This is a genomic window from Dietzia sp. B19 (genome assembly GCF_014145155.1).
GTDB classification, from domain to species: domain Bacteria; phylum Actinomycetota; class Actinomycetes; order Mycobacteriales; family Mycobacteriaceae; genus Dietzia; species Dietzia natronolimnaea.
Genome location: NZ_JAALED010000146.1, coordinates 1 through 12,688, shown reverse-complemented (window position 1 = coordinate 12,688; position 12,688 = coordinate 1). Strand labels below are relative to the sequence as shown.

At 69.5% G+C, this 12,688-nt stretch carries 17 protein-coding genes and 1 pseudogene; 9 read left to right on the top strand and 9 right to left on the bottom strand.

The window, feature by feature from the left end; translation table 11 throughout:
* Positions 1-128 precede the first annotated feature (128 nt).
* Positions 129-707: a hemerythrin domain-containing protein gene (locus G6020_RS05400; protein WP_179523978.1), complete on the top strand. Its 579-nt coding sequence runs from the start codon at positions 129-131 to the stop codon at positions 705-707.
* A gap of 67 nt (positions 708-774) precedes the next feature.
* Here G6020_RS05400 and G6020_RS05395 read toward each other — a convergent pair whose 3' ends face one another.
* Positions 775-1,149, bottom strand: a complete 375-nt coding sequence (locus G6020_RS05395; protein ID WP_179523979.1) for a DUF202 domain-containing protein — start codon at positions 1,147-1,149, stop codon at positions 775-777.
* Positions 1,146-1,529 carry a DUF202 domain-containing protein gene (locus tag G6020_RS05390; protein WP_179523980.1) on the bottom strand — a complete coding sequence of 128 codons (384 nt, stop codon included), beginning with the start codon at positions 1,527-1,529 and terminating at the stop codon, positions 1,146-1,148. The genes G6020_RS05395 and G6020_RS05390 overlap by 4 nt, the downstream gene beginning before the upstream one ends.
* 72 nt (positions 1,530-1,601) lie before the next feature.
* On the opposite strand from G6020_RS05390, the gene G6020_RS05385 reads away from it, so the two are divergent.
* Positions 1,602-2,585, top strand: coding sequence for a bile acid:sodium symporter family protein (locus G6020_RS05385; RefSeq protein ID WP_182609917.1), 984 nt, complete (start codon positions 1,602-1,604; stop codon positions 2,583-2,585).
* Between the two features lie 16 nt (positions 2,586-2,601).
* Here the strand turns inward: G6020_RS05385 and G6020_RS05380 are convergent, their stop codons facing one another.
* Complete coding sequence (locus G6020_RS05380; protein ID WP_182609916.1) at positions 2,602-3,453, bottom strand: alpha/beta hydrolase; 852 nt, start codon at positions 3,451-3,453, stop codon at positions 2,602-2,604.
* A gap of 55 nt (positions 3,454-3,508) precedes the next feature.
* Positions 3,509-4,210, bottom strand: a complete 702-nt coding sequence (locus G6020_RS05375) for a type 1 glutamine amidotransferase domain-containing protein (RefSeq protein WP_182609915.1) — start codon at positions 4,208-4,210, stop codon at positions 3,509-3,511.
* Between the two features lie 357 nt (positions 4,211-4,567).
* Between G6020_RS05375 and G6020_RS05370 the strand changes: the two genes are divergently transcribed.
* The 3 genes from G6020_RS05370 to G6020_RS05360 all read left to right on the top strand — a co-directional run bounded on the left by G6020_RS05370 (position 4,568) and on the right by G6020_RS05360 (position 6,185).
* Positions 4,568-4,732, top strand: coding sequence for a hypothetical protein (locus tag G6020_RS05370; RefSeq protein WP_179523984.1), 165 nt, complete (start codon positions 4,568-4,570; stop codon positions 4,730-4,732).
* A 518-nt stretch (positions 4,733-5,250) separates the two neighbouring features.
* Entirely contained in the window at positions 5,251-5,541 is a 291-nt protein-coding gene (locus G6020_RS05365) for a hypothetical protein (RefSeq protein ID WP_179523985.1), read from the top strand.
* Positions 5,542-5,639: 98 nt separating this feature from the next.
* On the top strand, positions 5,640-6,185 hold the full coding sequence (locus tag G6020_RS05360; protein WP_179523986.1) for a GNAT family N-acetyltransferase: 546 nt from the start codon (positions 5,640-5,642) through the stop codon (positions 6,183-6,185).
* Between the two features lies 1 nt (position 6,186).
* Here G6020_RS05360 and G6020_RS05355 read toward each other — a convergent pair whose 3' ends face one another.
* Complete coding sequence (locus tag G6020_RS05355) at positions 6,187-6,639, bottom strand: MarR family transcriptional regulator (protein ID WP_304816738.1); 453 nt, start codon at positions 6,637-6,639, stop codon at positions 6,187-6,189.
* Between the two features lie 71 nt (positions 6,640-6,710).
* Between G6020_RS05355 and G6020_RS05350 the strand changes: the two genes are divergently transcribed.
* A complete protein-coding gene (locus G6020_RS05350; RefSeq protein ID WP_304816736.1) occupies positions 6,711-7,955 on the top strand; it encodes a cytochrome P450 in 1,245 nt (414 codons plus the stop codon).
* A 111-nt stretch (positions 7,956-8,066) separates the two neighbouring features.
* Here G6020_RS05350 and G6020_RS05345 read toward each other — a convergent pair whose 3' ends face one another.
* Positions 8,067-8,351, bottom strand: a complete 285-nt coding sequence (locus tag G6020_RS05345; RefSeq protein WP_182609919.1) for an AzlD domain-containing protein — start codon at positions 8,349-8,351, stop codon at positions 8,067-8,069.
* A 62-nt stretch (positions 8,352-8,413) separates the two neighbouring features.
* Positions 8,414-9,118, bottom strand: a complete 705-nt coding sequence (locus G6020_RS05340; protein ID WP_179523987.1) for an AzlC family ABC transporter permease — start codon at positions 9,116-9,118, stop codon at positions 8,414-8,416.
* Positions 9,119-9,182: 64 nt separating this feature from the next.
* On the opposite strand from G6020_RS05340, the gene G6020_RS17500 reads away from it, so the two are divergent.
* Together G6020_RS17500 and G6020_RS05330 are read left to right on the top strand one after the other, a co-directional pair.
* Positions 9,183-10,058 (top strand): helix-turn-helix domain-containing protein, encoded by an 876-nt coding sequence (locus G6020_RS17500; protein WP_182609914.1) that lies wholly within the window; start codon positions 9,183-9,185, stop codon positions 10,056-10,058.
* Positions 10,055-10,489, top strand: a complete 435-nt coding sequence (locus G6020_RS05330) for a VOC family protein (protein WP_182609913.1) — start codon at positions 10,055-10,057, stop codon at positions 10,487-10,489. The genes G6020_RS17500 and G6020_RS05330 overlap by 4 nt, the downstream gene beginning before the upstream one ends.
* Before the next feature lie 22 nt (positions 10,490-10,511).
* Here G6020_RS05330 and G6020_RS05325 read toward each other — a convergent pair whose 3' ends face one another.
* Both G6020_RS05325 and G6020_RS05320 read right to left on the bottom strand, forming a co-directional pair.
* Positions 10,512-11,717 carry an MFS transporter gene (locus G6020_RS05325; protein ID WP_347238313.1) on the bottom strand — a complete coding sequence of 402 codons (1,206 nt, stop codon included), beginning with the start codon at positions 11,715-11,717 and terminating at the stop codon, positions 10,512-10,514.
* Positions 11,718-11,794: 77 nt separating this feature from the next.
* Entirely contained in the window at positions 11,795-12,427 is a 633-nt protein-coding gene (locus G6020_RS05320) for a YqgE/AlgH family protein (RefSeq protein ID WP_179523990.1), read from the bottom strand.
* Between the two features lie 73 nt (positions 12,428-12,500).
* On the opposite strand from G6020_RS05320, the pseudogene G6020_RS05315 reads away from it, so the two are divergent.
* Positions 12,501-12,688 (top strand): annotated as a pseudogene (locus G6020_RS05315) (hypothetical protein); the annotation flags it as partial.

Genomic DNA, 12,688 nt, shown 5'->3' with positions numbered 1-12,688 from the left:
GAGGCCTGTGTGGGGCCCGCGTGGGGGGCCCGGGTGGGGGCCCGCGTGCCGGCCCGACCGGTGGCCCGCTCCCCGCACGCTGCCTACGGTCAGAGGTCCATCCGACCCACACCGTGAAGGAGCTCGCCATGGCCCAGAAGTCCACGACAGAGTCCAACAAGGACGTCGTCGACATCCTCACCGCCGACCATCGCGAGATGATCGGGCTGATCGAGATGATCGAGGAGACCACCGACCCCAAGGAGCGCCGTTCGCTGGCCGACTCCGTGATCGCCGAGGTGACCCGGCACTCGGTGGCCGAGGAGTTGTTCGTCTACCCCGTCTACGAGCGCGAGGTCCCGGACGGCGGCGACGAGGTCGAGCACGACAAGGAAGAGCACCAGGAGATCGAAGAGGTGATGAAGGAGCTCGAGGGTCTGGACTCCGAGAGCGCCGAGTTCATCGCCACCGTGAAGCGCTTCAAGGAACTCCTCGATCACCACGCGGACGACGAGGAGAGCGACCAGTTCCCCAAGTTGCGGGCAGCCGTCTCCGCCGAGGACCTGCTCGACCTGGGCCGGAAGGTCGAGGCGGCCAAGAAGATCGCCCCCACCCGCCCGCACCCCGGATCCCCGCACTCCGAGTTGTTCCACATGACCCTGGGGCCCGGTGTCGGCATGGTGGACAGGCTCCGCGACGCCCTGAGCGGTCGCTTCAAGAACACCTGACCCGACCGGTCCTGGTCCGGGCGCGGGCGTCTGCAATCGCGGGCGTCCGTGCGACTGGTCTGTACGGCTAGAACAGCACCCGGATCAGGACGGCGGTGAGGCCGCATCCGGCCATCACCAGCACCATCGCCACCAGGCCGATGTTGTAGCGGACCTGGGTCTGCTGGACCTCTCCGGCCCGGACGAACCGCCCCACCCGCTGTTCGTGGTGCAGCTGCACCCTGAGCAGCGCGAGCAGCGGGACCACGACGAGAGTCGCGAAGACCGCCGCCCACACCCACGAGGTCTCGGCGATCAACTTGGCCACCAGGATGATGTTCACCGTCACCACGGCCCAGGTCCGCGCCCACGACAGGCTGGTGCGCTCGGCCTGGAGTCCGACGTCGGGCGGGACGGCCTCCGGGCGCACGCCGATCCGCCGCCGCGGGGCGCCTGCGCTCATGCGATGGTGCCGCCGAGGATCGCGACGACCAGCAGGATCGCACCGGTCGCGATGCCCAGCACCAGGAGGATCGACGCCTGCGGGACCGGAAGCGGCCTGTTGTGACGCATGGACGCCTCGATCCGGATCCAGCGTCGGAACGACACGGTGGCCAGCAGCGCCGCCATCACGAGGAGTACGCAGGCCAGCGGGGTCCGGATGATCTCAGGGATCTCGTCGCCGGCGAAGGCCTCCATCGCCACGGCGCCGGCCATCAGGCCGAGGCTCGTCCGGATCCACGCCAGAAACGTGCGCTCGTTGGCGAGCGTGAACCGCGGGTCCGGTTCCTCGCCGTCCCGCAGCGACTTGGGCCGCCACCCCTGTCCGACTCGCTCCGTCATCCCCCGAGCCTATCGGCCGCCCCTGCGGTCCTCGTGCGGACCGCCCGCGGACCGGGGTGATGAAATGGGTCGATGAGCTTTCTGCGTCGCCTCCGGATCGAGCCGTTCATCCTCGCGATCCTGGCCGCCGTCGTGGTGGCGGCGGTGCTGCCGGCGACCGGAGGCGCGGCGACGGCGCTCGGGTGGGTCACCACCGTGGGGATCGCCGTCCTGTTCTTCCTCTACGGCGCGCGGTTGGAACCCCGGGAGCTGCTGGCCGGTGTGAAGCACTGGCGGTTGCACTCGGTGGTGCTGGCGGCGACGTTCCTGCTGTTCCCGGCCCTGGGGCTCCTGGGCAGGTGGGCGCTCACGCCGGTACTCGGTGAGCCGCTGGCCGCCGGTTTCCTCTTCCTGACGCTCGTCCCGTCCACCGTGCAGTCCTCGATCACCTTCGTGGCGATCGCCCGCGGCCACGTGAGCGCCGCCGTGGTCTCCGCGTCCGTGTCCAATCTGCTCGGGGTGGTCATCACTCCCCTGTTGGTCTTCGCGCTCATGACCAGGGACGGATCGGTGGTCATCACGTGGGACTCGGTCGGGAAGATCGCCCTGCAACTGCTCCTGCCGTTCGTCCTGGGCCAGCTGCTGAGGCGGTGGGTCCTGCCGGTCACCACGAGGATCAAGCGCCTCGCGCTGTTCGACAAGTCGGTGATCGTCCTGATCGTCTACGCGGCGTTCTCCGACGGGGTCGCCGACGGCATCTGGTCGAGGGTGGGGCCGACCCAGCTCGTGTGGCTGATCGCCGCGTGCTGCGTCCTGCTCGCGGTGGTGCTGGGTCTGACCGCGCTGCTCTCCCGCGCGCTCGGGTTCGCCGACCGCGACAAGAGGGTCGTGCAGTTCTGCGGTTCCAAGAAGTCCCTGGCCACGGGGCTGCCCATGGCCGCGGTGCTGTTCGTCGGCCAACCCGTCGGACTCCTGGTGCTCCCCCTGATGCTGTTCCACCAGATCCAGCTGATCGTGTGCGCGTGGCTGGCGGGCCACTACGGCCGTGCGGAGGGAACCGAGGCGCCCGCGGAGTGAGGCGGGCACGACCCCGCTAGGAGCGGTTCTGGTCCAGGAACCCGAGCACCGCCGCCGACACCTCCGCGGGGCGTTCCTCCGGCGCGAAGTGACCGCAGTCGTCGATCACGTGGAGGGCACTGCCCGGGATCGCCCGGTGCAGCCGGTGGGCGTGATCGATGACCTGCCAGGTGTCGTCCGCACCCCAGATCAGTTGGACCGGGACCTGACCCAGTGTGTGCAGCCTGTCGCTGATCTCCATGGTGTGCACGGGGTCGTAGTGCGCGACCTGGTGCTGGAACAGGCTCGGTTGACCGATCGGTCCGCTGATGAAGTCCACGTACACGTCCAGCGCCTCCGGGTCGAAGCCCGTGGGGTCGCTGTGCGTGGACAGCAGCCACTCGCGGAAGTGCTCGCGGTGCTCGTCGTCGGGCTTCTTCGCCAACACCTCCAGCCCGTCTGCCATCTGCTGCCGGGTCCGCTCGGAGGGGTAGGTGTCAAAGCTCACCACGTCGATCAGTGTGAGCGTGCGCAGGCGCTCGATCGAGCGGACCCCGAATCGCTGGGCGACGCCGCCGCCGATGTCGTGGGCGACCAGGTGGAACGAGTCCAGTCCCCACAGGTCGAGCAGCCCGTCCAGGACCGCGACGTTGCCGGTGATCGACGTGTCGACGGCCGGGTCCCACGGTCGCTCCGACAGGCCGTACCCCAGCAGGTCGAACACGTGCACGCGGTACCCGGCGTCGACGAGCCGGGGCACGATGTTCCGCCAGATATATGACGACGACGGGGTGCCGTGCACCAGCACCACAGGCTCCCCGGCCCCGTGGACGCCGTAGGCGACGCGGTGGCCGCCGATGACGGCATGGCTGTCGACGACGTGCGCCATATCGGACCTCCGATGCTGCTGTTCCCCGGTCACGGGGGGCGTTCCGGCCTCAGGCTCAGCCCGCGAAGTCCGCGACGAGCCGCTCGGCCAGTTCCGCGGAGGACTGCGGGTTCTGGCCGGTGTAGACGCCCCGGTCCACCACGACGTACGAGCCCCACGGCTCGGCGGCCGAGGAGTAGTCCGCGCCGAGCTCGACGAGCTTGTCCTCGAGGAGCCAGGGGGCGTTGGCCGCCAGTCCCACCTGCTCCTCCTCGACGTTGGAGAATCCGGTCATCCGGTAGCCGGCGAACGGCGAGGAGGCCGGGTCCTCGGACGCGGCGAGCACGGCGGCGGGGGCGTGGCAGAGCAGGGCCACGGGCGTGCCGGCGCTCACGCGCTCGGTCAGGATCGCCCCGGACGTCTGGTCGCGGGCCAGGTCCTCGAGCGGGCCGTGGCCGCCGGGGTAGAAGACCAGGTCGTACTCCGAGTGGTCCACGGACGCCAGGTCGACGGGCGAGTTCAGAACGGGGGCGAGCTGGTCGAGCGAGGCCTTGACCTTCTCGAGGGTCTGCGGATCGCCGGCCCCCTCGCCGAGGCTGGCCTGGTCGACCGTGGGCGCGCGGCCCCCGGGAGTGGCCACGGTGACGTTCCACCCGGCCCCGGTGAAGACCTCGTAGGGGGTGACGAACTCCTCGGCCCAGAACCCGGTGGGGTGCGCGGAGCCGTCCTTGAGGGTCCAGTGGTCGGCGGCGGACAGGATCATGAGGACGCTGGTCATGGCCGCGACCCTACGGAGGTCACGCTGAACCGCAACTGAACGCGTCCGGGGTGTTTCGGGTCACAGACGACGCGGGGTAAGCGAATGCTCTCCGGGTTCCCGAGCCCGTGATCCTCAGACGGCCCCCCGCCCTACCAGCAGCGATTCGAATGACAGCCATGTTGACGATGTATCAGCAGTTCAACGCGCCGGAACAGCGTTCCCATTCTTAGTCGACGAAGCAATTGAGCTCTGGTCGCCGTCTGCTTAATGTCTCCGGAGCGTATCGATAAAGAGGCGCATACCCCTACCCGATCCTCACGCACGGAGGCACATGTGGACCCCTTCTACGGAAGCATCTCGAGCCCACTTTGGGTAATGGCCAACGCCGCCTTGGCCGGTGTCATCAATATGATCCCGGGTGCCCAAGCGGCCTCGACCGATCTGTATCGCACTCAGTACGAGCTCGGCGTCGATGCAGGATTGCCTGCCTATCAACTGGAAGTCCTGAAAAACAATGCCATCGCCTGGGGCTGGTGGTGAGATGAACGGCCTTGGGCCGCGCCCTAAGGTCCTCTGGCTTGCCGCCGGTGCACTCTCGCTCGTAGGCATCACCTGCGGAGTTGCACTTGCCCACCTGACTCATGCCTCCCCCAATGCCGGTGAATCCGTGGCCGCTACCAGCGAGCTGTCCCAAGGTGGACTCAGCTCACCCCGACCCCCAGCTCAACCCTGGAATACAAGCGCGACTACGTCGGCCACGACATCGGTCGCGGCGCCCTCCAGCGAGGTGAACTTGCCGGACCAAGGCGTGTTAGTGCCCCCTCAGGCTGCACCTGCGCAAGTGGTCCAGGTCCCGATACCGCTGCCCCCGGTGCAAGCCAACCCGCCGAATCCTCCCGCGCCCGCACCTATGTCCGCTGCCCCTCTGGCTCCAGCGCCTGTTCCGTCGCCGCGTATCGAGGTTTCACTCATTCCGCTCAAACCCCAAGAACCAGTTCGACCTGGACAGCTCCAAGTCGGTTGACTACTGGCCACACCTGTAGAATGGAGACAAGACAATGGGCATTATCGAAGGTCTCGCTCTGATCGGCGCAGTCCTCCTCGGGCCAGCGGCCGCCGCCGCTGCGGCAATCGGTTTGACTCCGCCTTTGGTCGGAGGAATCGCACTGGGAGCGGGAACCGCCGCTGTAGTTGGGGGAGCGGGAGCCGCCGCCTCTGTGTCAAACCCGTTTGTGATGGATGGTGTTGAAAACGCCGCGTTTAAAGGCCACAACGATCTCGTCGCAGGATCAGCCAACTTACTCAATGGACTCCAGCTCCCCGGCATTCCGGAGTTCCACGTCAACTAAGCTTCCGCCGGTCTTCATTGCTTGCTCATTCATCGGCAACCCCGCTCCGGTCCGATACCGGTTGGGTCGCGGCAGGGTTACGGTGCTTGAATAGCGCGATGACCAGCGTGACCTATCTGCAGCAGACCGACGCGTCCTGGCTGCGCCCGGCTCGCCGCGCGGACCTGACGATCTCCCGGGTCTTCCCGGCCGAGCCCGCCTTCAACTCGCAGATGTACCGCGAGATCGGCGCCGACTGGAAGTGGACCGACCGACTCGACTGGTCGGACGGACGCTGGGCCTCGTACTGCGCGGACCCCTGCGTCACCACCTTCCGGGCGACCCGGGGCGGCGAGGTCGCCGGGTTCGCCGAGTTGCGCATGAGCCCGTGCGGGGACGAGCCGGGTTCGGGCCACGGGGACCCGGCCGACGGGGTCGATGTGGAGATCGTCTATTTCGGCCTGCTCCCCCGCTTCGCTGGCCTGGGACTCGGCGGATGGTTCCTCTCCGAGACCGTCCGGATCGCCTGGCAGGTCCCAGGGTGCCGCAGGGTCTGGCTGCACACGTGCGGGGACGACTCCCCGGCCGCGATCCCGAACTACCTGTCCCGCGGGTTCGTCGAGTACGCCCGGGAGGACACCGGCTGCGCGGCCTGCACGGCCTGACTCACTGCTGGGTCAGCCGGCTCAGTGACCGTCCACCCATTCGCGAGACCAGTTTCTCCGAGACGGCACCGAATGCCTGCAGCTCGTCGTCGTCGAGCCCGTCGAACAGCCACTCCGCCAGCGCGACACGCGCCGACACGACCTCCTCGACGATCCGACGCGACTCGTCGGTGAGGTTGACCAGACGGACCCGCCGGTCGTCCGGCGGCATGGTCCGGACCACGTGTCCGCTGGCGACCAGCCCGTCGACGAGTGCGGTGACCTGGCGCGGCGAGCAGTCCAGGAAGGTCGCCAGCTCCACCTGCTTGCACTCGCCCTCGAGCCCCAGGACGAACAGCAACTCCAGTCGCGGCACCGTGAGGCCGTAGTTCGCCGCAGCGCGCTCGATCGAACCCGACATCTCCTCGGCCAGCATCAACGCGCGATCGAGAATCTCACTCCCAGACAGTGCCACGCGTATATAGTTACCACTATTCACCTTTCCCACACCTGCCGACCGGCGGTGGACGAGGCGCAGGAGACATCGTGAACGTGACCATCCCAGCAGGATTCGACTTCACCGACCCGGACCTGTTCGAGAAACGACTCCCGCATGAGGAGTGGCGCCAGTTGCGGCAGACCGAACCGATCCACCGCGTCGACAAGCGTCCCGGGTCGGACGGCTTCGACGACGACCACTACTGGCTCGTCACCAGGCACGCCGACGTCAAGGAGATCTCGCGCCTCACCGGCGAACTGTTCTCCGCGGGGGAGAACACGATGATCCCTCGGTTCTCCGAGGGAACCGACCGCTCGATCATCGAGGCGCAGCGGTCGATGCTGGTCAACGAGGACGGTGAGATCCACAAGAAGCACCGCCGGATCATCTCCCGCGGCTTCACCCCACGCGGCGTGGCCGGCATGCGCGAGGAACTCGCCGACCGCGCGCGCAAGATCGTCACCGCCGCCGCGGAGTCGAACGCCGACGACTTCGTCACCGCGATCGCCTCCGAGCTCCCGCTCCAGGCGATCGCGGACCTGCTCGGCGTTCCGCAGGAGGACCGCCACAAGATCTTCGAGTGGTCCAACATCATGACCAGCTACGACGCCGGGGGCGACCCCGACGCTCCCGCCATCGCGTCCATGGAACTCATCGGGTACGCGAACACCATGGCCGAGGACCGCGCCGCCAACCCGCGGGACGACATCGTGACCAAGCTCGTCCAGGCCGACGTCGACGGAGAGCACCTGTCGCCCGAGGAGTTCGGCTGGTTCGTCACCCTGCTGTCCGTCGCCGGCAACGAGACCACCCGCAACGCCACCACCCACGGCATGGTGGCCATGCTGGAGAACCCCGACCAGTGGGAGTTGTTCAAGCGCGAGCGCCCGGAGACCGCCTACGACGAGATCCTCCGGTGGGCCTCACCGATCACCCAGTTCCAGCGGACCGCCATGGAGGACGTCGAGATCGGGGGCGTGTCCATCGCCGAGGGGGATCGCGTGCTGATCTGCTACGGATCGGCGAACTTCGACGAGGACGTCTTCGAGGACCCGTTCACGTTCAACATCCTCCGCGACCCGAACCCCCACGTGACCTTCGGTGGGCAGGGTCCCCACTACTGCCTCGGCGCCAATCTGGCCAAGATGCAGCTCGAGATCATCTTCAACGCCGTCGCCGACTATTTCCCCGACCTCACCGCGCTGGGCGAACCCACGCGGCTGCGGTCCGGCTGGCTCAACGGCCTCACCGAGTGGAAGGTCGACCTGGGCACCTGTCCCGTGGCCCACTGAACTGCAGGAATCGGCCGGGCCGCCGTGGTTCCGCGGAGCCGCTCCTCCCGGTGAACTCTCGCCTGCCCCCCTGCTCGTGCGGCAGTGCATCGGGGGACGCGCGTGCCGGTCTCACCCGAGCCAGGCTCCCAGCAGCATGTAGGTGGCGGTACCCACGATGATGCTCGCCGCCGCCCGTCGCCACACCAGGTGCACCGCCAGGGTGAGAGCCAACGCGGCTCCGGCGGGCAGCCAGGAGCCGAGGTCGGCGGTGGTGTCGCGCAGGGTGTAGACCACCAGCACCACCATCACGCCGGCCGGCATCGTGCGGCCCAGGTAGCGCACGACCCGCGAGTCGCGGAGCCGGGTGAGCGCGACGAACGGGGCGGCGCGCAGGGCCATGGTCACGACGAACATCACTCCCAGCCCGGCGAGCAGATAGCCGGTGCCCGGCACCGGGGCACCGGTCAACGGTGAGCTCACGCCGGTTCCCGCCCCTCGCGGGTCGCCCACGCGTACCGCGCGATCAACACGGCCACGAACGCGCACAGCCCCACGATCAGCATCTGCTCCGGGGCCAGCCACGCCGCCACCAGACCGCACACCAGGCCGATCACGGGGGCCGGCAGGTCTCCCGAGGCACGCCACGCGTCCACCGCGAGGACGGCGAACAGCGCGGTCAGCGCGAACTGCAGACCGTCGAGCCCGGCGGGCAGAGCGGCCCCGACGAGCGCGCCGACGATGCCGGGGACCACCCACAGCGTCTGACAGGTGAGGGAGATGGTCAACGTCCGCGCCCCCGTCATCTCCGTGCGCCGCTTGGTGGCGGTGATCGCGTAGACCTCGTCGGTGAGCGCGTAGACGGCGTAGAGGCGGCCGAGACGGGAGCGGATGGCGTCCAACGGGAAACTCAGTCCGTAGAAGACGTGGCGGAAGTTGACCAGGAACGCCGCCGCGGCCAGCGAGTACAAGGGAGTGAGGGCCGTGAGCAGACCGATCGCCAGGAACTCCATTGACCCCGCGTAGATCACCACGGAGAACACCGGGGCCCACCACCACGCGAATCCCGCCTGGGTGAGCAGGACCCCGAACGCCAGTCCCAGGGGGACCAGACCGAGTCCGACCGTGGAGCAGTCGGCCAGACCCTTGCGGATCTCTGCGCTGGTAGAGGGGGTGGACGGCACGCGGAGCAGTGTAGCGACCGCGGGGGTCTGGTCACCCCCGACGGGACGGGGCACACTTGGTGGCGTGAGCGTGCGCGAGGCCACTCCGCCGCCCGGGGTGAGGCGGCTCATCTCGTATGCCGTGGAGGGGATCGGCCCGCGGCCGCAGCGGCCACCACACCGGGGGCTGCCCTCCTCCACCCTGACCCTCGTCGTCGCCACGGACGCTCCTCTGCTGTGCTCGTATTCCTTCGCGGACTGGGCCCGCCGGGAGGGGGTACGCCACGACGTCTGCCTCGGCGGGTTCCACACCCGACCCGTCTACCTGCAACGGCCCGACCGCGAGGAAGGCGTCCAGGTCGCGGTGCACCCCCTCGCCGCGCGGCGCCTGTTCGGGATGCCGGCGGCCGCTCTCTCCGAGCTCACGCACGAGGGCGAGGACGTCCTCGGTTCCCGGGTCCGGGCGCTTCACTCGCGGGTGGCCTCGGCACCCGCCCGTGACCGCGCCGACCTCGTGGCCGCGGGCCTGGCCTCGGCGGCGGACAGGTACGAACGCGTACCCGGTCCGCGCCGGGAGGTGGTGGGCGCGTGGCGACTGCTCGAGGCCTCCGGTGGTCGCATGCGGGTGTCCCGGGTGGCCTCGGAGGTCGGGGTGACGCCCCGCCACCTGTCGACGCTCTGCAGGGCCGAACTGGGGATCGGGACCAAGGCGCTCGCCGACCTGATGCGGTTCGAGTCAACTCACTCGGCCCTGCGTGAGGCCGTTCGCGGGGCCTCGGGGCCACGGCCGGACGGGCTCCGACTGGCCGACCTCGCCCACGACCACGGGTACGCCGACCACGCCCACCTCGACGCCGCCTATCGGCGGTACGCGGGCACGTCGCCGACGAACTGGATCGAGGAGGAGTTCCGAAACATCCAAGCCTGGCCGCCCGACCCCGGGGGAGACTCACCGGCATGAGTACACACGAACCCGGCGCCGAACCCGCGCCCACCGTCTGGCACTGCTTCCGCTGCACCGACTCCCGGGTCGTGATCGACTGGCTCGTCCAGGCCCTGGGCTTCGTCGAGACCGTCTCGCACACCGAGGGCGGGCGGATCGTCCACGCCGAACTGCTCTGGCCGGAGGGCGGAGGCGTCATGCTCGGGGACGGCGGGAGAGGGGACGACGACCCGCACGCCACACCACCCGGGACGGGTCTCGCCTACGTGGTGACGGCCGATTCCGACGCCGTCTACCAGCGCGCCCGGGCGGCGGGGGCCGAGATCGTCATGGAGATGCACGACACCGACTACGGTGACCACACCTTCTCCGCCCGAGACCCCGAGGGGAACGTGTGGTCGGTGGGGCAGTACCGGGGACACCCGGCGCCCGGCGCGGCCACCGGGTGACGGCCGGGCACACCGGTCGGGATCACCGGACCCGGTCGGCGCGAGGCACGACGGGCACGGCCAGCGCGGCCACCAGCGCGGCCCCGGCGAAGACCGGCCCGTAACCCCACCGGTCGATTCCCGCCGCGAAGACCGGGGTGATCGCCGAGATCGCGAGGAACTGCGCGGTGTTCTGGACTCCGAGGGCCCGCCCGCTCCACTGGGGTCCGGCGTGTTCGGCGACCGCGGTGAAGGCGAGTCCGTTGTCCGCCACGGACAGGACCGTCGCGATCACGGCGAGGGCCACGGCGACGACACCGGGGGCCCCGAACACCTCCGCGGCAGCCAGGACCGCCAGGCCGACCGAGACCGACACGGCAACCGCGCGAAGCGGAGTCAGCCGCGACCCCACCCGGTCGGAGATCACGCCGACGACGATGCGTCCGACCGCACCCAGCAGTTGCGCCACCGTCACGACCGCGCCGGCCGAGACGGGCGACCAGCCGTGCCCGAGGACCAACCACGCGAGCATGAACGACTGCATGAGCGCCTGGGGGAGTACGAGCAGCACCGAGACGCCGTGGATCCGGTGCAGGTAGCGCGACGCCCGGTACGGCGAGGTGGCGAGTGTGGTGGACCCGGGGTCGTGACGGTCCGGCCGGGGAGGATCGGTGACGACGACGAGCGCCGCGACCGCGGAGACCGCAGCCATGACCACGGGGACCGCCAGCGCGGCCCGGAGACCCTGCGAGGCGGCCAGCGCCGGCATGGACATCGCCGCGACCGCCGCTCCGAGGGGTTGCGACATCTGCCGGACGCCCATCGCCATGCCCCGTCGACCAGCGGGGAACCATCCCACCACCAGTCGACCGCTCGCCGAGGCTGCCGATGCCGAGGCCGCTCCCGCGAGCAGGAAGCACACGCCGAGGAGGGTCAGTGACGGGGTGATGAGAGCGCCTGCCAGGGCGGCCGTGGTGAGAACGGATCCGCTCACCAGCACGAGCCGCTCTCCGGCGCGGTCGACGAGCCAGCCCCAGGCCACGAGAGTGAGTGCGGTCCCGACCGAGGGCATGGCCACGAGCGCACCCGCGGCGGGGAGCGACAGGCCGGCCACCGAGTGGAGGTAGGGGAGCAGGAAGGCCACACCGGCCACGAACGCCGAGGCGGAGGACGCGGCGAGCGTACCGACGCCGAGGATCGCCCACTGTCGTGGGCCCACCCGGGTCTCGCCGCTCGCTCCTGCGTCCACCAGCGGGAGAATACTCGCGGTCCTACTATCTGACTACTTCGTCTCACATAATGAGACACCCGACCGGTCGGGTCGGATCAGTTCACGTCCCCGTCGTTCACGAAGGTCGCGTAGAGGGGGAGAGGCATCTCCTGGCGACGCAGCACCGTTCCCCAGACGTCCACGTGCGCCGGCGCGAGCAGATCGCTCGGCAGGCTGGGGGCCACGTACCAGTCGCCGCGGTCGAGCTCTCCCTGCAACTGCCCGGGCGCCCAGCCGGTGTACCCCACGAACACGCGCATCCCCTCCACGGAGTCGCGGAGCAGGTCGGGTTCGCTGTCGAGGTCCACCACGTGGACCCTGCCCTCGATCTGCTGCAACCCCTGGTGCATCTCGCCGTCGACGCCCGACCCGAGCACCACCAACGCGATCCCGGTGTCCGGCTTGACCGGGCCTCCGATGTGGAACACGGCCGGTGGCGCACACATCTCCGCCCAGCCGGGCAGGATCGTCTCGACCGGCGTGTCGCTCCGGCGGGTGATCACCACGCCGAGTGAACCGGAATGGTCGTGTTCGATCACGTAGATGATGGCGCGCCGGAAGTTGGGGTCCGGCATGTCCGGCGCCGCGATGAGCAGCGAACCCGCGACGGGATCCCGCTTGTCCATCGCGTCATAGAGGCGGTCGCCGAAGAGGCCTCCGCCACTCAGATCGTCCGGTCCCGTGTCCATGTCCCCATGATGCCCGCGCCACCGCCCGCCCACATCCGCGTCCCCTCGATCGGGTCTCGCTACGGTGGCTCCCGTGACCTCCTTGTCCGCAGGACCGGCCGATCCGACGCGCGGGCGCCTGGCCACGGCGTTGCGCGAGTCCGACGGTCTCGGCCGCCTGTCCACCGCGCGCCTGGCCGCCCTGCTCAGCGAGGGGATCCACCAGGCCGCGCTCGGCGGGATCGTGCTCTTCAGCCCCGAGACCGCCACGACACCGGCGGA